A 17,560-nucleotide genomic window follows, 5' to 3' on the forward strand; every position below is an offset into this window, starting at 1 on the left:
TCGAAGGGGTTGCGGAGCCTAGCCAATGATGGGCCTTTCCTTGGGCAGCTCGTACATGAGCCTGCGGGGTCGGAGGGCGAGCGTCGTCGCGACCGTGATGGGGCCGACGCGGCCGATGAACATGAGGGCGATGAGGATGAGCTGGCTCGGCGTGCCGACAGATGCCGTGATGCCGGTCGAGAGGCCGACGGTGCCGAACGCCGAGACGACCTCGAACAGCACGCGGTCGTGGTCGATGTCGGTCAGGTGCATGATCGCGAGCGTCGCGGCGAAGCACAGCCCGACCGCGAGCAGCGCGATCGTGGTCGCCTCGCGGTGCACTGCGCGCGACAGTCGCTTGCCGAAGAGCGTCACCGTCGTGTCGCCGCGCACCTCGGCGATGATGATCGCCGCGAGCACGCCGAAGGTCGTGATCTTGATGCCGCCAGCGGTGCCGGCCGGTCCGCCGCCGATGAACATCAGCACATCCATCACCAGCAGCGTCTCGGGCTCGAACTGGCCGATGTCGAGCGCGTTGAACCCGGCGGTGCGGGTCTGCACCGAGTGGAAGAACGACTCGAGGATGCGCGTGCCGGGGGAGAGGGAGCCGAGCGATCCCGGGTTGTTCCACTCGAGGAGCGCGATGGCCACGGTGCCGACGAGGAGCAGCGAGCCGGTGCCGACGAGCACGAGCCACGTGTGCATCGAGAAGCGGCGCGGATGCGGCGCGTGCTTGAGGATCTGCATGATGACCGGGAAGCCGAGCCCGCCGATGATCGTCGCGGCGGCGAGCGGCAGCAGGATCCAGGGGTCGTCGACGAACCCCATGAGGTTGTCGCTGAAGAGCGCGAAGCCGGCGTTGTTGTAGCTCGAGACGGCGTGGAAGACCCCGAGCCACAGGGCGTGCAGCGGGTCCTCGCCGCGCATCCAGAAGCGCAGCCACAGCACGAGCGCGACGACGCCCTCGACGACAAGGGCGATGCGCAGGATGCTGACGACGAGCGACTGCAGGCCGCCGATGCCCGCAGCGTGCGCCTCTTGCGCCGTCGTGAGCCGCGAGCCGAGGGTGAGGCGCTTCACGACCACGATGCCGACGAGGCTCGCGAAGACCATCACGCCGAGACCGCCGAGCTGGATGAGCAGCAGGATGACGACCTGCCCGAAGGGCGTCCAGTGGGTCGCGGTGTCGACGACCGTGAGACCGGTCACGCACGCGGCCGAGACCGCCGTGAAGAGCGCCTCGATCCAGCTCGCGCCACCCGGGCCCTGCTTCGACATCGGCAGCATGAGCAGCGCCCAGCCGACGAGGTTGAGGATGACGAAACCGGTGAAGATGCGCCGGGCGGGATGCTGTCGCTCCCAGAGCTGGCTGAGCCCCCTGCGGGGACGTGTGGCTTGCACGAGCGATGAGCCTACGCCCGCCGATGTGACTTCCCGTACCAACCTGTTGTAGAGTTACCTGGTTGCTCCGAGAGCAGCAGAGGGTCTGTGGCGCAGCTGGTAGCGCACCTGCATGGCATGCAGGGGGTCGGGGGTTCGAGTCCCCCCAGATCCACCATAGATTGGATGTTCAAACCCGCGACGTCAGCGGGTTTTACGTCCTCTCCCGCCCGTAGCCTGGCCTCGTAGGTCAGCGCTGCGGCGTGGAGCGAAGGATCGAGCAACGTGTCGAAGGGCTCGCCCGGTTCCGCATCCACGACGCCGCCGCCGTCATCCAGCTCGTAGACGTTGATGCGGTCGAAGAATGCCTGGTTGCAGATGCGTCGGAGCGAGTCGTCAATGCTCATGTAGATCGCGTGCATGTCGCCGGCGAGCGCCAGGCAGTCTTCCAGGTGTGCCTTGGCCTGGTCGTACTCGACCTGGCCGGCGTCGATGCGCGAGTCGAGGAACGCGAGTCGGCGGGCGATGCGGTCCTGTTCCTCTTTGAGCAGATCCAGTGGCACGGCTCCGGCGTGGTGGGCGTGCAGCAGGCTGCGCCGTTCCTCGCGGAGCTTGTCGCGCTCCGCAGCGAGGGTGTGTCGTTCGGCCTTGCTCGCTGCGTGGAGGTCATCGAACTGGCGGGTGAGCATGTGCCGCAGCGCGGTGACGATGTGCTCGGGAATCTGCACGCGCTGGTAGTAGTCCTCGATCTTCTCCTCAATGTCGTGGATCGGCATGGCCTGGCGGGTGCAGGTCGTCCGCTTGGAGTGCCGGCCGGCGCACATGAAGTACGGGTAGACGTTGCCGTGGCGGTTCTTGGCGTGGGTCACCATGAGCCGGGAGCCGCAGTCCCCGCAGTAGATCGAGCCTTTCAGGTAGTGCTCGTGGGTCTGCGTCTTCTCACCTGAGACTTGGTGCGCGGTGAGGACGTTCTGCACCCGGTACCAGATTTCGGCGCTGACCAACGGCTCGTGGAGCCCGTCGTAGCGGGCGCCTCGGAAGATGATGTCGCCCTTGTAATAGGGGTTGGAGAGCATGTCCTGGATCGTCGTCAGGCCGGGCGATTTCGAGGGCCGCTTCGGCGTCGCGACTGTCGTCAGACCGCGGTCGATCAACTCGCTGTGCAGCATCGAGGTCGAGTAGTTTCCGGTCGCGTAGGCTTCGAACGCCCACCGCACCAGCGCGGCACGGTCGGGGTCCGGGATCACCGTGGGAACGTCGCGGCCGAGCTCGTCGCGCTTGTGGACATTGAGGTAGCCGATAGGTGCGCGGCCAACGGTCCCGCCGGTCGCGGCCTTCTGCGTCATGCCCTTAGCGACCTCGTTGGCGAGGTTGCGGGAGTAGAACTCCGCGATCGTGGACATGATGCCGTGCAGCAGCATCCCGCTCGGGGTCTCGTCAATGTTCTCGGTCGCGGAGACGAGCATCACCCCGGCCTCTTTGAGCGCGAGGTGGATCGTCACGTCGTCGGCGCGGTTGCGAGCGAGACGGTCGACCTTGTGAACGATGCAGTAGGCGACGGGGTGTGTCTTGACGTACTCGATCATCCGCATCAGCTCGGGCCGGTCGGCCCTGCGCGCGGATTCGCCCGCGTCCACGAACTCCTCGATAACGATGGCGTTGAGGTCGCGGGCCTTGCGGAGGTTCGCGTCACGCTGGGCGGGGATGGAGAATCCCTCGTCGCGTCCACCGCGCTCCGCCTGCTCCTTGGTGGAGACGCGGAGGTAGGAGACGGCGAGCGTGGTGGTCTCGCCAAGGCGGTCGAGACTGGAAGGCGGTGCTGGGGGCGCCAGAGTCATGAGTCGTGTTTCCTCTCACCGATGGTGGGAGCCAGCACGACGGGCAGAGCCGTCGCACGGTGCGACTCGTAATCGGAAACACGACCTGCGGCACGAGGGCCGTCGGTAAGCCACGAAGGCAACAGGACTGCGCACCCGGCCGGATCGAGTGATTCGACCGTGGCGTCGGATCTATTCTACTCCGCCGTCTTCTCGCGGCTCGGGAGACATGGGCGGTGTCGTGGCGGCGCAGGAAGCTCTCCTTGGCATACACCGTCCATACACGCACGTGCGGGCGTGGACGCATCAGACACCAGCGTCCCGAGCCGACCGCGAACGAGGCTCCGGGTGCGAGCGCGAGTACGCCATCCGTTGTCTCGACGTCGACGGCACCCTCCATAACGTGCATGATCTTGGCGTCGTGGAACACGACTCGATTGGTTGGGAGGGTGCGTGTCGACTCGATAGCGATCAGCGGGACCACCGGCACCACAGAGCACCGTTTGCGACACGCATTATCCAGCCGCGACTGTCACTACTCTGCCTGCCGTGCTCGCAGCGGTGGGCGCAGCTCATGTGCGTGCGGGGCGTTGGAGTTCAGCGATCGAGGCCCGATCATCGTCCCCGTGCCCCCGGCCGACAGCCTTGTCGAGCGCTGTGCGGAGCGCGTCTCCGAACGGCGGGATCAGTCCGCCGTCCCGTGCGGTATCGAGGGCGAGGTGGACATCCTTGCGTCCGAGGCTGGTCGTGAAGCCGGCGGGCTGGTAGCGGTGCTCGGCGATCAGGGAACCGTAGGAGGTGTAAACGGCGCCGGGGAACAGCGTTGTGGTGAGTAGGTCGATCAGTTGCGTCGGTCTGCCGCCGACGTGCTCGGTCATGCCGGTGGCGTCCCCGAGGGATTGGATGGCGCAGGCGACGAGGTAGTTCCCGAGGATCTTCACCACGTTGGCCTGCTCGGGTTGCTGGCCGAGGTTCCCGGTGCGGGTGCCGATGGCGTCAAGGAACGGCTGCTCCCGCTCGATGACGTCGGGAGCCCCGGCGGCGAGGACGTTGAGGCCTGCGGCCTCCGCCACGGCGACACGGCCGAAGACCGGCGCGCGAGATAACCGACGCCGTGCTCGGCGTGCAGCTCGGCGGCACGACGGGCCAGTTCGGGGTTAACGGTGGCGAGGTTGACGTGCACGCTGCCCGCAGGCGCGACATCCAGCAGACCCGAGCTCAGGAACGTCTCGGTGACGGCGTGGTCATGGGAAAGCATGGAGAACACGACCCCGCTGTCCCATGCCCCTTCGATGCCCCCGGTGACCCGGAGTCCTTCGGCGGCGAGAGCCCGGGCGGGGCCGGGTAACCGGTTCCAGACCGTGACCTCGTGGCCGGCTTTGTGAAGGCTGCGGGCGATGGGGGTTCCCATGGCTCCCAGGCCGATGACGGCAATGCTGCTCATTCGTGTGCTCCTTCGTGATGTGGACCGGACTCTGACGCTTCGGCTGCGAGGACGCCGGGGCTGGTCATTTCGAGGTGGGATAGTCAACGGCCCCGACCGCGCCTGCCTGTATCTCGACAGCAGCAGAGAGAACAACCGTCGCTGGTGCACGACGAACATCTGCGGGAACAAGAACAAGAAAAACCGGATGCCTACTCGCCCAGGAACGCCGCCCTGGCCGCATCCAGTGAGGTGAGCCTGACAGTCCGGGAAGCATTCCCATGAGTGGAGGTGCTCCGTCGAGCTACTGGAGGGGTCACACCCCAGCGATGTCGCTGTGGTCTTCGCGAGACGTTGTCATCGGTGAGCGAAGGATGGCGGCGCCGGCGATCAGCGCCCAGATCTGGAGGGGAAAGACGGTGATTCGTTCTGCTACGCCGATGCCGATGGGGCCGGTGGGGTTGCTGACGGCGATTGCGGTGAGGATGAAGCCGATGAGTCCGGCAATGCCGAGGATGACGGCGGAGCGTCGGGCGACGGGCATGGTGCGTGTTGAGCGGGAGATGCCGGCGGCGATGAGGGCGATGTTGCCGAGGATGAAGATGGGCAGTGCGCCGATGGAGTGGCCGGTGAGGTTGACGTTTTCGGGCATGAGTCCGACGAGTATCCAGGAGATCCCGGCGATGGCGACCATGATCTGCCAGGCGCGGGGGCGGGTGTGGACGAGGCGGGATCGGATGAGCAGTCCGATGCCGATGAGCAGGAGGACGCCTTGGAGGATGAAGGCGGCGTTCATGATCGGGTGAAGTGGTGAGCAGACGTAGTTCTGCAGGACGGGGCCGCAGACGGTCGCGCCGAGGTCGCTGATGTAGTTGTTCCACAAGCTGTAGGCCGGTGAGGTCCATGCGGCTTGCGTGATGAGGTGGGCGATGAAGAACTGCAGGGTGCCGGCGATGAGGAGGATTGCTCCGATCGTCGCGGTGCGCGGTCGTGCCGCGACGGGGGCGGGGGTTGTGGTGGTCACTTGGTGTGGTCCTTCGGGTGGATGAGGGCGGTGAGCGCGGCGCCGGCGAGGAAAAGGATGCCGACGCCGGTGTACGCGGTGGTGTAGCTGTGGACGGCGGCGGCTGCGTCGTGGCCGGGGTGGGCGGTGAGGAACGTGGCCGCGGCGGAGGCGGCGATGGTGCTGAGGGCGGCGACGCCGACGGAGCCGCCGATCTGCTGGGCGGCGTTGACGCTCGCGGCGGCTGCGCCGGCGTCGGCGTGGTCGACTCCGGCGGTCGCGGAGCCGGTGGCGGTCGCGATGACCAGTCCGATTCCCGCGCCGATGAGGAGCAGGCTGGGTAGCAGGTCGGTGGTGTAGTTCGCGGTCGTCCCCAGCCGGGTCAGGAGCAGTGCGCCGACGCCAGCCACGGCGAGGCCGAGGGGCACCACAGGGCGGGCGGTGAACCGGCGGGTGAGGGCGGGGCCGATGAACACCGCTGAGGCGACCAGGGCGATGGGCACGGGGAGGAAGGCGAGGCCGGTGACCAGTTGGGGGTATCCAAGGGTCGTTTGAAGGTAGAACGGCAGGAACAGGAACGTGGTGAAGAGGCCGGCTGAGGACAGCAGCAGTGCGATGAGCGCGCTTCCGCGGGCGCGGTCTAGGATGACGCGTAGCGGGAGCAGAGGCGTGTTGGTTCGGGTCTGGATGACCACGAAGACGATCAGCAGGATGAGCGCTACGGCGAGGTAGGCGATCGTCGCCGGTGCCGCCCACCCGTTGGTCTCGGCGTGGGAGGTGCCGAGCACCAGGGCGAAGAACCCGCCGGCGACGGCCACCGCGCCCGGGATGTCGAGGCGCTGCCGGGCGCCGGCGGCGACGCGCGGCAGCAGGATGAGGGCCCCGATGATCGCGGGGATCGCGATCACGGTGTTGATGTACATCGTCCACCGCCACGACAGCGCCTCCGTGAGCGCCCCGCCGAGGAGGAGTCCGATGGTGGTTCCGACCATGGAGACGGCACCGAAGATCCCGAACGCCCTCCCGCGCTCCTTTTCATCCGTAAAGGAGACCGACACGAGCGCCAGCGCCGAGGGCGCGAGCAGGGCCGCGAACGCGCCCTGAGCGATCCTGGCCGCGATCAGCAGTTCCACCGACGGGGCCGCGCCGCCGATCGCGGAAGCGATCGCGAAGCCGACGAGCCCGGCGATGAGGGTCTGCTTCCTTCCCCACCGGTCGCCGAGTCGGCCGCTGAGCAGCAGCAGGCTTCCGAACGTGAGCGCATAGCCGGTGATGATCCACTGGCGGGAGCTGTCGGGGAAACCGAGGTCAGCCTGAGCCGAGGGCAGCGCGATCGTGACGATGGTCGTGTCCAACGCGATCATCAACTGCGCGAGCGCGAGGACGGTCAGCAACCACCACCGACGTGCGATCGAGGGGACCGTCGGGGCTGTGGGAGGGTTTTCGGGCATGGCGAAGAGATCTCTTTCGTGGAGGTCCGGGGTTGGTGAGAAGCGAGGGCCGTCGTCGAGAGCGAACCGGTCGGCGGGCGGTGTCAGAGCCGACGGGCGAGCCAGAGCGTTCGTGTGCCTCGGATATGCACCTGCGGAAGATGCTCATGCCCAGGGGCAGTGTCGAGGATCTGTTCGAGTTGCATTCGCTCGGCGGCGTTCAGGCCACCCGCGGCGTGGTGAGCGAGACGGCGTAGCTCCGCACGCGCGTAGTCTCCGCCCGGACAGTCGGCAGCAAGTACTTGATCGCTGGAGAGCGTGTTCTTCGAGACCCCCTCGAAACCTGCCGCGCTGATCTGGCCGGTCCAGTCGACGGGTATCGCGTCCGCATTCGTGAGATCCCGCAGCCGCGACTCGACTCGCTCGTACTCAGCGGGCAGGACACGCGGAGGGGCATCCATCTCCAGGACCGCCAGCACCCCGCCACTACGGATCAGACGCGACAAGGCCGCGAGCTCCTGGGCCGGGTTGTCGAACTCGTGGAACACGGACGACGCCCACACCAGATCGATCGACCCCGGTTCCAGACCGGACTCCAGCACGGAACGGTTCACCGTGGTCACACGAGCGAGGCCGGCCTGTGACGCGCGCGCTGAGATCCGGTGCGTCATCGAACGATTCGCATCCAGCGCGACCACTTCCGCATCCGCATACCGGCCGGCCAGCCGGAAAGTCGCCGAGCCGGTCCCCGCACCGACATCCAGTACTCGACGGACCAGGTCCGGGTGAGCGACGTCCACCACCGCGGTCAGTGCGTCCTCGATAAGCCCGGCGTGAATCCGCGAATCGAGTTCGAAAAGCGACGACCCGGGAAAGTGCGGATGAGAGTGCGGAAGGTGGGGTTCTCGCATGGCCATGTCTCTACCGTAGACGCGAAGTGCTCCTGGAGCATACACTCTTGCCTATGAAGCAAGACCTGGATGTGGACCGACTTGTGCGACAACGGATTCGGGCATTGCGGCTCGCCCGAGGCTGGTCCCTCGACACCCTCGCAGAACGCGCCTACCTGAGTCCGTCCAACCTCAGCCGCATCGAGACCGGTGGCCGCCGTATCGCCCTCGACCAACTCGTGCCTATCGCTCGTGCGCTCGACGCGACCATCGACCAACTCGTCGAATCACCCGACGATGAAGACGTCGTCATCCGGCCACACCAATACGAGGGGCGAGGCATGACCACCTGGACTCTCGCCTCCTCACGCACACCCGGCGGACTCACCGTCGCGAAGATGCGAATCACCACACCCCCGTCGCCCCTCGAAGAAGCAGGCGTCCACCCCGGCCGAGACTGGTTCACCGTCCTCACTGGCACCGCAGCACTCCGCCTCGGCGAACGACTCATCATCGTCGAGCAAGGCAACGCCGCCGAGTTCTCCACCATGATCCCGCACGCCATCGGCGCGCATGGTCCTCAACCTGTAGAAGTCCTAACTATCCTGACCGCGGAAGGAAAACACGCTCACGAATAGCGTTCTTGCTCGGCCTGTGCCGCTCGTGCCGAATCGATGTTGACCGGACCACGCGCGGTCCAGAACGATTCGGCGCGGGATACCAAGGTCCAGACGTGGCCGTAAAGGGGATCACCGCCGATCGCGACGCGGTCCTCGACGTAACAGGTGCTCGCACCGCCGCCTATGCCCGATCTCGCACCGGCCGTCGCCTCTGCCGAGCTGTCGTTCCGAACCTCGCTTCAGAGCCACCACGCCTCTTGCAGATCAAGGTGTACTTATATGTACACTTAGGTACAACTCATTCATTGGAGGGCAGATGGTGGTGTATGGCAAGGCTGAAGCGAGGCGGATGCTGCCGGAACTGGTCGCGCGAGCGCGGGCGGGCGAGGCGATCCCGATCGGGATGCGAGGCGTTCCGGAGGCGAAGCTCGTGAGCTATCTGGCACCGACGCTCAGCGATGTGGAACTGGCGACATTGGCCCGAGGGCTTGGGGAGTCGCAGGCGTACCGGATGTTCGCGCGTGGTACCCGACACTCTGACGCGGATGCAGGTGGGAATGACGTCTTGAGCGTCGTACCCGACAACCTGGCTGCGGATGTGGTCAAGACGTTCATGGCGTCTCCGAGCAACCGTGATTTCGCGGCAGAGTTCGTGACGTCACTCGCCTTGACGACCCGTCGCCTCTACCACGAAGCTGGTCGAGAGCAGCCGTCAATCGAGCGCCTGCTGACGGGGATCTCAATGTCAGCTGGAGAGCACCCAGCGCTGTTCGAGCAGCTCCTCGCAGAGGTCATGCCGAAGGTTGCCGTCATTCTGCGTCACGTTGCCGATGCCGAGGACCCGATCGCTCTGCCTCCGCAGGACCTGTAGGCGGGCACAGCACCGCTCGGCGTTCGTCACGAGTCGCGTCTCGTGCGGATAGCCGTCTACCTAGCCAGCGTGACTGTTTCGATGCGTGTGATGTCGGCGGGTGACGGCTACAAGTACCTGCTGCGCACTGTCGCGGCCGGCGACGGCGACAGGTCGCTCTCCACGCCCCTGACGCGCTACTACAACGCCGAGGGCACCCCGCCGGGGCGCTGGCTCGGCACTGGAGTCGCCACACTCGGCGGCGGGCGGATCAGCGTGGGCGATCGGGTCTCCGAAGCCCAGCTCCAGCTCTTGGTCGGTATGGGTCGTGACCCGATCACCGGGGATCCGCTCGGCCGTGCCTATCCCGAATGCCGGAGCGTTGCCGAGCGGGTCGAGGCGCGCACCGTGGCACTCGATCCATCCCTCGGGCCGGCGTCACGCGCGGAGGTGGTCACCGCAATCGAGGCCGAGGAGGCCGAGCGTGGGACGCGGCGCGCGGTTGCGGGGTTCGACTTCACGTTCAGCATTCCGAAATCTGCGAGCGTCTTGTGGGCGGTCGCGGATGCCGGGACGCAGGCATTGATTGCGGACGCGCATCATGCGGCGGTTGCGGAGGTGGTTGCGTTCATGGAGCGGGAGGTTGCAGCCACGCGCACGGGCGCAACCGGTCGCGGCGGTGCGGTTGCGCAGGTCGACGTCCGCGGCCTGGTCGCTACGGCGTTCGATCATTACGACTCGCGGGCGGGTGATCCGCACCTGCACACGCACGTCGTCATCAGCAACAAGGTGCAGACCGTTCTCGATGGCAAGTGGCGGTCGTTGGACGGGCGGCCGAGGATCGACAGCGGCAGGATGATGATGAACAGCCACCGCCAAGTGAGCTGCGCCATCACGAGACCGGAGAACGCCGGGCCGAGAGCGGGCGCGACAGCCGTCACAGCCGTGACCAACGCCATCATCTGGCCCCGACGAGACGGCGCGACGAGACCGATCGACGTCGTCATCAGGAGCGGAACCAGCACGGCCGTCCCCAATGCCTGCACGATGCGGCCGGTGAGCAGCAGTTCGAAGCCGGGGGCGACGGCCGCGATCGCGGTTCCCAGGATGAACACCCCGACGCTGCCGATGAAGATCGTCCGGAGCTGGAAGCGCTGCATGACCCAGCCGGTGGTCGGGATGATCACCGCGAGGGTGAGTGCGTACCCGGTGGTCAGCCACTGCCCCGTCGTCGCCGTGATGTCGAGGTCGTCCATGATCCGCGGCAGCGCGACCCCGACGACCATCTCGGACAGGAACGCCACGAATGCGGAGAAGACCAGGACGGCGATCGTCACGACCTCGCCCGGGGACAGCCGCTTCGTCGCTCCCGCCCCGACGCGACCCGGGACGACGGCGATCGACTCCGTGTCAGGGGTGATGTGAATGTCAGTGGTCATGAGGTGCTGGCTCCGAGGTAGGCGCGCGAACGATCGGCCGGGTGGTGTGCAGCAGGAAGACACCCGGACAGAGCACCGCACCGTTGGAGCGCTCGTCAGTGACCATTCTCAACCTTCTCACTAGTGAGAAGGTCAAGTCGCCCGGCCGTCGTCACCTGGGCGCAGCGACGCCGCTCAGCTCGCCTTGCTCTGCGGCGACTGGATGCCAGCCAGACGGAGGGCCTCGAGATAGCTGGTGAGGGCGTCGCGGTTGTGGGCGAGGAAGTCGATCTTCTCGCTCATCCGATCGCGTTCGGTCTCGAGCAGATCGTAGAGAGCGGGGTCGGCGTTCTCGACGATGATGGTCTGAGGCTGTCCCAGGCAGGGAAGGATGTTCGTCACGATCCGAGTCGGGATGCCCGCATCGATGAGGCCCCTGATCTTGCCTACGCGATCGACCAGGTAGTCGTCGTACTCCCGGTAGCCGTTGTCGAGTCTCCTCGGAGCGATGAGGCCCTGTTCCTCGTAGTATCGGAGCATCCGGGACGGGACGCCCGTCCTCCGCGACAGTTCACCGATACGCACGCGTCTTCTCCTGCAACGACTTGACATTCACACTAATGGCAAGGTTCATCATAGTGATATGCCTGAGGAACGAGAAGAAGAACGTCTGAAGATCGGGATCATCGGTGCCGGGTCCATCGGCTCCACCATCGCCCGCCGCCTGAGTCGGCACGGGCACGACGTCGCCATAGCGAACTCGCGCGGCCCCCAGACGATCCGCGAAGCAGCGCTCCGGACCGGCGCTCGAGCGGTCACCGCCGCCGAGGCCGTTCAGGGCGTGGACGTCCTGATCGTGTCGGTTCCGATGAACCGCAACGCCGACATCGCCGAGTACGTCCGTTCGGCCCCGGCGGAAGCGGTGATCATCGACACATCGAACTACTACCCGATGCGCGACGGTTCCGTGCGGGAGTTCGAGGAGGGCGTCCCCGAGACCGTGTGGCTGTCGGCGCTCTTCGGGCGCCCCGTCGCGAAGGCATGGAACGCGATCACATCGCAGTCCTTCGACGCGAAGGCGTCCGAGCCGGGTGACCCTCTTCGCGTCGCCATCCCCGTGGCGGCTGATCGTGACACCGATCGCCGGCTCGCGATGCGGCTCGTGGAGCAGACCGGCTTCGATGCCGTCGACGCCGGCGTCCTCGCGGAATCCTGGCGCCAGCAGCCGGGCGCACCCGTCTATTGCACCGACCGAACGCGCACCGAGATGCCGGACTGGCTGGCTGCAGCGGAGAAGGAACGGGTTCCCCAGCGCCGCGACCTCGCGATGGCCGTCATCGGTGACTACGTCAGAGCCGGAGGCGACGCCACGGACGGCCGGTTCCTCGTGGCTGTGAACCGAGCCAGCTACAGCTGACGCCGTCGACTCGCGCGGGAATCAGCTCGATCAGGAGGACGGGAAGCGCGAGCAAGGCGAAGCCGACCACGCGCATCCACCTCGCGAGCGCTGTGCGATCGCGGGCCGGAGGATGGCGGACCGTCTCCTCCACTGACGCGCTCGTCGTCATCGGCCTGTCAAGCGGCCGGGGCGACCGGCCCGATCGCGCCCGCTCACCGGTTCCATCTCGGCTCCCGCCGCTCGATGCCCGGCGGCGAGGGCCGGCCCCTGTCGAGCGCTCCAGGGCGAGTGCGCGAACGGCGCATCGGCGACGATGGCGCCATCGAGCATGGCCGCGGCAGCCGGTGGTGCCGCCTCGCGCGGTGGTCTGCCGAAGGCGTCAGAGGAATATTCGCCGCCGCGTCCAACTTGCACCCACCATGCGAGCCATCATCTACTCCCGGTCCGGTCCCTCGTCGGTGTTCGAGCTCACCGACCGCGAGCCCGCCGCGCCCGGTCCCGATGAAGTGCGAGTCCGTGTCGCCGTGTCGGGCGTGAACCCGACGGATTGGAAGGCCCGCTCGGGCAGCCGGCCCCTCGCGTTCGAGGAGATCGTCCCGAACCAGGATGGGGCCGGCGTCGTCGACGCTGTCGGCTCGGACGTCGAGGACTTGAAGGTCGGCGATCGCGTCTGGCTCTTCCTCGCCGCCCACCAGCGTCCGACGGGGACCGCGCAGGAGTTCACGGTCGTGCCGGCACGTCGCGTCGTCCGGCTGCCCGACGGCATCGGATTCGACGTCGCCGCGAGCCTGGGCGTTCCCGCCATGACCGCGCACCGCGCACTCACCGTGCACGAGTTCGGCCCGGCGCGCCTCGCGCCCGGCACCCTCGACGACCGTGTCGTACTGGTGCAAGGGGGAGCAGGGGCCGTCGGCCACGCCGCCATCCAGCTGGCGGCGTGGGCGGGTGCGACCGTGATCGCCACGGTCAGCAACGACGACAAGGCAGCCCTGGCCCGCGCAGCCGGCGCGCATCACGTCTTCCAGTACCCGGACGACGGGCTCTCGGCGAAGGTGTCGTCCGTCGCTCCGAGCGGCGTCGACCACATCGTCGAGGTCGCGCCCGCTCAGAACGCCGCGCTCGATGTCGAGGTGCTCGCCAACCACGGCAGCATCGCGTACTACGCGAACAACAACGGTGACGAGTTCACCGCTCCGATCATGGCGAGCTTCGCGAAGAACGTCCGCTGGCAGGGCCTGCTGCTCTACACCGTCGGCCCGGAGGCACTCGCGGCGGCTGCGGAAGACATCACTGCCGCGCTCGAGGCGGGCGCTCTTCCCGTGGGGGCGGAAGCCGGGCTGCCGCTGACGTGGTTCTCCCTCGAGGAGACGGCGTCCGCGCACGACGCCGTCGAAGACGGAGTCACCGGGAAGGTGCTCATCAGCGTCGCGGACGACCTGCGCTGAGGGATCCCCAGGCACGGTAGCTTCCTGTCGCGCGACTCCGACGGACGCCGGGCGGGCTCGGTTGCCCCGGTCCACCCGGCAGTCTTCGTGCTCGCCGGGCAGTTGCAGCCCGGCTGATCCCATCAGGAGACCGGAGTCTCCCCGGTCTCCGTCGCGGTGAACCATGCCAGCCATCCCTCGGGCATCTCGTGCACCTCGTAGGGCCCGCACCACAGCACCTCGTCGGGCAGCTCGCTCGCATCCTCGAAGCCGCCGTAGCGCCCGTCGAACGGCAACGACGAGCGTGCCGCGGTCGTGCAGTCGGTCGGCTCGCTGCCGGTGAAGGCGATGACCGCGTTGGTCTCGTCGTGCGTCGCGGTCGTGCGGATGTCGGCGGCGTCGCTGGGCAGCCACTCCGGCATCGGCACACCGACCCAGCCGCTCGCCGCGTCGGCGCGGGTGTCGAACGATTCGCTGTGGACCCGGCTGAAGGGATCGGTGATGCCTGCGCATCCGGTCAGCGCTGCGACCGTGAGGGTGGCCGCCGCCAGGGCGGCGAGGGAGGTGTTGCGTCGTGTCATGCCCTCATCCCATCGCGCGGTGCCGCTGCGGCGCGTCGGACGAGCGGCGGATCAGCCTCATCCCGGCGGATGATCCGTCGTCGATCGCGAGCGCAGCGGCAGATCTCGCTGCGTCTCGACGATCCGCGCGCAGCCGTGCCCCGAACGTCTACAGGTGCGCGCCGCAGCGCCTGGCGGCGAGCACGGCGAGCGAGCGCGTGGTCGCGATGAGCTCGTCGATCTGGACCTGCTCGCGCGGTGCGTGGGCGTAGCGCACGTCGCCGGGGCCGTAGTGGAGCGTTGGGATGCCACCCATCCCGGCGTAGAGACGCAGGTCGCTGCCGTACGGCGCGCCGGCGAGGCGCGCCTCGCGATGCTCGGTACGGCGGATGGCGCCGAGCACCTCGTCGACGAGGGGATGCGCGGCGTCGAGCTGCCCGCTCGCGAACTGCCCGCCGGGCCAGCGCACGCGCACGGGGTGGTCGCGCAGCCACGGGTCGTGCCGGCAGGCTTCGGCGATCGACCGCTCGAGCGCGGCCCGGGCGGCGGTCACCGGCTCGCCGAGCCGCACGCCGAGGCGTCCCTCCGCGATCAGCAGGTCGGGCACGCTGCTCGCCCAGTCGCCGGCGCGCATCGTGCCGATCGAGATGGGGTAGGGCAGCGGATTGCCGTCGAACAGCCGATCAGGACGGGCGTTGCGCTCGCGCTCGAGCTCGCTCAGCGCTGCGCGCACGGGCAGGAACGCGTCGATGGCGCTGTAGCCGCTCAGCCGGGCGCTGCCGTGCGCTGCGCGGCCGGCGACGCGCAGCTCGAAGGTCAGCGCGCCCGCGTTGCCGACCACGAGGTTGGTGCTCGTGGGCTCGGTGATGACGGCCGCCTCGCCCCGGTGGCCTCGCAGCATGGTCGCGAAGGCGCCGAGGCCGCCGTCCTCCTCGCCGACGACGGCGTGGAGCGCGAACGATCGCTCGAGTCGCACGCCTGATGCGACGAGGGCGCGAGCGACGGCCATGTTCGCCGCGACGCCCGCCTTCATGTCGCACGCGCCCCGGCCGTGCACGGCGCCGTCGCGGATGGCGCCGCTGAAGGGATCGCGGTCCTGCCACCGGTCGAGGTCGCCGGTCGGGACGACATCCACGTGCCCCTGCAGCACGAGCGCGGGAACGCTGCCGTCGTCGCCGAGCACGCCCACGACGCCGTAGCCCTCGGTGCGCGGCGCCTCGGTGCCCGGGAAGTCGGGATGCGCTGCCAGGCCGTCGAGGTCGAGCTTCCACACGTCGACGTCGAAGCCGAGCGATGCCAGCCGCCGTGCATGCCGGTGCTGGAGGTCGGACTCCGCGTCGGTGCCGGTCACGCTCGGGACGCGGATCAGCTCGACGAGGTCGCTGACGAGCGCATCCACGTCGATCGCGTCGAGCACTCGGGTCTCCGCTGCGGAGAGGCCGGGGAGCGACACGGCGGCGGGGACGCTGGTGAGGAGGGACTGCGGGGAGGTCACGTCGTGAACGTACGGCGACTCGGGCCTTCGAAGGAATAGCGCGAAGTCGTACGCAATCTCATACGCTCTATATGTGATCCAACCGCAGCAGCTCCGCGTCCTGGTCGCCATCCGAGACCGCGGGTCGCTGACCGCCGCCGCCGAGTCGATGGGCTACGGCGTGCCGACCATCGCCCACCATCTCGCGTCGCTCGAGCGGCACTTCCGCGCGCGGCTCGTCGAGCGGGATCGACGCGGCGCCCGGCTCACGGCACTGGGCGCGGTGCTCGTCGAGGAGGCCGTGCAGATCCTCGCCCGGCTAGAGCAGGCCGAGCTGCTCGTCTCGACGCAGCGCGATCGGGGGCTCGCGACCATCCGGGTCGGCACGTTCGCCTCCATGGGATCGCAGCTGCTGCCGCGAGCGATCCGCGAGCTCAGGCGCCGCATGCCGGTGCAGGTGGAGGTCGTCGAGGCGGAGCCGACCGGGGTCGTGCAGCTGCTGGAGGCGGGGGAGATCCACGCCGGCCTCATCTACGACTCCGCCGATGACCCCGCGTTCACCTCACCCGACCTGCAGCTGCAGGTGCTCCTCGAGGAGCGCTACCGGGTGCTCGTGGCCGGGAGCAGCCCGCACGCCGACACCGCGGAGATCGACATCGGCGAGCTCGCGCACGCCGACTGGATCTGCAGCCGGCACGAGTCGGAGACCTCCGACCGCGTGCTGCGGCGCGTCGGTCACACCCTCGGGTTCGAGCCCCGCGTGCTCATGCGCACCGATGATCTGAACATGATCCACGGGCTCGTCGCGGAGGGGCTCGCGTGCACGGTCATCGCCCCGAGCGCGGTCGACACCCGCTTCGCGGTGCGAGCGCTCCCCGCGGTGCAGGAGCTCGACCTGCGCCGCACCCTGTTCGTGCGGCCGAAGGCGCCCTCGCCCCGAGCGATCACCGAGCTGCAGCGCATCCTCGTCGACGTGCTCGACGCGCAGTCGACCTGACCGAGGAACGCACGCAGGTCAGGACAGACCGGGCCGCACGACGAGCTCGAACGCAGCGCGACCGTACGCGCGTCCGTTGACCTGCAGCTCGATCGCGTGCTCGCCGGGATGGAAGGTGCGGGTCGTCCGCGGCCGGAACGAGTAGGACTTCGCGATCTCGACCGTCTCGCCCTGCTCGATCGAGCGGGATGCGAGCTTGAAGACCTTCGGCGCGTGGGTGCCGCGGGCCGTGCGGAAGTGCAGGACGAAGTCGATGGATGCGCGGGCGGTCTCCGGGCCGGTGTTGGTGACCCGCGCGGTGAAGCCGACCGCATCGCCCAGAGGCACCTCGAGTGAGGAGAGGACCGGCCCGTCGACATCGAAGTGCGCCCCGCGGAAGCCCATCAGTGCAAGGGCCTTCGGATGTCCCCGTTTCACGAGGGTGCGGAGCGCGTGCCGGGCGACGCGCGGGGTGTTGGCGTCAGGCTCGTCGAGCCAGCTGCCCACGATGTCCGCGGCGAGGTCGGGGTCGTCTCGGCTCAGGTCGTTGACATGGTTCGCGACCGAGCGGCGGACGACCTCGCTCTCGTCGCGGTACAGCGCATCGACGATGGGGCGGGTGACGCCCGGCTGCCGGCGCAGCGCGGGCACCCCCTTGCCCCACTGCAGGTGCGGGCGCGTGCCCTCGCTCGCGAGGCGCCGCACGTGAGCGTCCTCGTCAGCCGTCCAGCGCTGCGCGATCTCGAGCGCTCGATCGAGCCTGGCATCGAGCATGCCGCGGATCGCGAACTCCCCGGTCAGTCGAGTCGTGAGCAGCGCCAGCATCGCCATGGCGTCGTCGAAGTCGCGATCCACGCCGGATGCGAGCGCTCGCGCCACGATCGCCTCGGAGACCGGCCACAGCATCCAGCCGGTGA

Annotated in this window: 16 protein-coding genes, 1 tRNA gene and 3 pseudogenes; 8 read left to right on the top strand and 12 right to left on the bottom strand. The window is 68.2% G+C overall.

What is annotated here, in order from left to right; genetic code table 11:
• Positions 1-18 precede the first annotated feature (18 nt).
• Positions 19-1,380 (bottom strand): potassium transporter TrkG, encoded by a 1,362-nt coding sequence (locus RIN18_RS16025; RefSeq protein WP_309104991.1) that lies wholly within the window; start codon positions 1,378-1,380, stop codon positions 19-21.
• 81 nt (positions 1,381-1,461) lie between these two features.
• Here RIN18_RS16025 and RIN18_RS16030 point away from each other — a divergent pair.
• A tRNA-Ala gene (locus tag RIN18_RS16030) sits at positions 1,462-1,537 on the top strand.
• A gap of 616 nt (positions 1,538-2,153) precedes the next feature.
• On the opposite strand, the pseudogene RIN18_RS17670 reads toward RIN18_RS16030, so the two are convergent.
• The 3 genes and pseudogenes from RIN18_RS17670 to RIN18_RS17675 form a co-directional block, all read right to left on the bottom strand.
• Positions 2,154-3,197 (bottom strand): annotated as a pseudogene (locus tag RIN18_RS17670) (recombinase family protein); the annotation flags it as partial.
• Positions 3,198-3,748: 551 nt separating this feature from the next.
• Positions 3,749-4,249 (bottom strand): NAD-binding protein, encoded by a 501-nt coding sequence (locus RIN18_RS16040; RefSeq protein ID WP_309104993.1) that lies wholly within the window; start codon positions 4,247-4,249, stop codon positions 3,749-3,751.
• 38 nt (positions 4,250-4,287) lie between these two features.
• Positions 4,288-4,620: pseudogene (locus tag RIN18_RS17675) on the bottom strand (NAD(P)-binding domain-containing protein); the annotation flags it as partial.
• Between RIN18_RS17675 and RIN18_RS17680 the strand changes: the two are divergent.
• On the top strand, positions 4,610-4,855 hold the full coding sequence (locus RIN18_RS17680; RefSeq protein ID WP_375163543.1) for a CGNR zinc finger domain-containing protein: 246 nt from the start codon (positions 4,610-4,612) through the stop codon (positions 4,853-4,855). The pseudogene RIN18_RS17675 and the gene RIN18_RS17680 overlap by 11 nt on opposite strands.
• A 60-nt stretch (positions 4,856-4,915) precedes the next feature.
• On the opposite strand, the gene RIN18_RS16045 is transcribed toward RIN18_RS17680, so the two are convergent.
• The 3 genes from RIN18_RS16045 to RIN18_RS16055 form a co-directional block, all read right to left on the bottom strand.
• Complete coding sequence (locus tag RIN18_RS16045) at positions 4,916-5,623, bottom strand: DUF998 domain-containing protein (protein ID WP_309104994.1); 708 nt, start codon at positions 5,621-5,623, stop codon at positions 4,916-4,918.
• Positions 5,620-7,053: an MFS transporter gene (locus RIN18_RS16050; protein WP_309104995.1), complete on the bottom strand. Its 1,434-nt coding sequence runs from the start codon at positions 7,051-7,053 to the stop codon at positions 5,620-5,622. Before RIN18_RS16050 ends, RIN18_RS16045 begins: the two co-directional genes overlap by 4 nt.
• 83 nt (positions 7,054-7,136) lie before the next feature.
• Positions 7,137-7,949, bottom strand: a complete 813-nt coding sequence (locus RIN18_RS16055; protein ID WP_309104996.1) for a class I SAM-dependent methyltransferase — start codon at positions 7,947-7,949, stop codon at positions 7,137-7,139.
• Between the two features lie 47 nt (positions 7,950-7,996).
• Between RIN18_RS16055 and RIN18_RS16060 the strand changes: the two genes are divergently transcribed.
• The 3 genes and pseudogenes from RIN18_RS16060 to mobF all read left to right on the top strand — a co-directional run.
• Positions 7,997-8,560, top strand: a complete 564-nt coding sequence (locus RIN18_RS16060) for an XRE family transcriptional regulator (protein ID WP_309104997.1) — start codon at positions 7,997-7,999, stop codon at positions 8,558-8,560.
• A 331-nt stretch (positions 8,561-8,891) separates the two neighbouring features.
• Positions 8,892-9,413: a hypothetical protein gene (locus RIN18_RS16065; protein ID WP_309104998.1), complete on the top strand. Its 522-nt coding sequence runs from the start codon at positions 8,892-8,894 to the stop codon at positions 9,411-9,413.
• Positions 9,414-9,494: 81 nt separating this feature from the next.
• Positions 9,495-10,229, top strand: a pseudogene (gene mobF / locus RIN18_RS16070) (MobF family relaxase); the annotation flags it as partial.
• On the opposite strand, the gene RIN18_RS16075 reads toward mobF, so the two are convergent.
• Positions 10,124-10,831 (bottom strand): MFS transporter, encoded by a 708-nt coding sequence (locus RIN18_RS16075; RefSeq protein WP_309104999.1) that lies wholly within the window; start codon positions 10,829-10,831, stop codon positions 10,124-10,126. The pseudogene mobF and the gene RIN18_RS16075 overlap by 106 nt on opposite strands.
• A gap of 174 nt (positions 10,832-11,005) precedes the next feature.
• The gene (locus RIN18_RS16080; protein WP_309105000.1) at positions 11,006-11,395 is read right to left on the bottom strand and encodes a MerR family transcriptional regulator; all 390 of its coding nucleotides are present in this window, start codon (positions 11,393-11,395) and stop codon (positions 11,006-11,008) included.
• A 25-nt stretch (positions 11,396-11,420) separates the two neighbouring features.
• Between RIN18_RS16080 and RIN18_RS16085 the strand changes: the two genes are divergently transcribed.
• A complete protein-coding gene (locus RIN18_RS16085) occupies positions 11,421-12,227 on the top strand; it encodes an NAD(P)-binding domain-containing protein (RefSeq protein WP_309105006.1) in 807 nt (268 codons plus the stop codon).
• Positions 12,228-12,628: 401 nt separating this feature from the next.
• Positions 12,629-13,654 carry an NADPH:quinone reductase gene (locus RIN18_RS16090; RefSeq protein WP_309105001.1) on the top strand — a complete coding sequence of 342 codons (1,026 nt, stop codon included), beginning with the start codon at positions 12,629-12,631 and terminating at the stop codon, positions 13,652-13,654.
• Between the two features lie 122 nt (positions 13,655-13,776).
• Here RIN18_RS16090 and RIN18_RS16095 read toward each other — a convergent pair whose 3' ends face one another.
• Positions 13,777-14,214 (bottom strand): hypothetical protein, encoded by a 438-nt coding sequence (locus RIN18_RS16095; RefSeq protein WP_309105002.1) that lies wholly within the window; start codon positions 14,212-14,214, stop codon positions 13,777-13,779.
• 148 nt (positions 14,215-14,362) lie between these two features.
• Complete coding sequence (locus RIN18_RS16100; RefSeq protein WP_309105003.1) at positions 14,363-15,688, bottom strand: ArgE/DapE family deacylase; 1,326 nt, start codon at positions 15,686-15,688, stop codon at positions 14,363-14,365.
• 73 nt (positions 15,689-15,761) lie between these two features.
• Between RIN18_RS16100 and RIN18_RS16105 the strand changes: the two genes are divergently transcribed.
• On the top strand, positions 15,762-16,664 hold the full coding sequence (locus RIN18_RS16105) for a LysR family transcriptional regulator (protein ID WP_309105004.1): 903 nt from the start codon (positions 15,762-15,764) through the stop codon (positions 16,662-16,664).
• 18 nt (positions 16,665-16,682) lie between these two features.
• Here the strand turns inward: RIN18_RS16105 and RIN18_RS16110 are convergent.
• Positions 16,683-17,560, bottom strand: an 878-nt coding sequence (locus RIN18_RS16110) for a DNA alkylation repair protein (protein ID WP_309105005.1), incomplete at its 5' end; no start/stop codon positions are given.

It is taken from the genome of Microbacterium sp., from assembly GCF_031179285.1.
GTDB lineage: Bacteria > Actinomycetota > Actinomycetes > Actinomycetales > Microbacteriaceae > Microbacterium.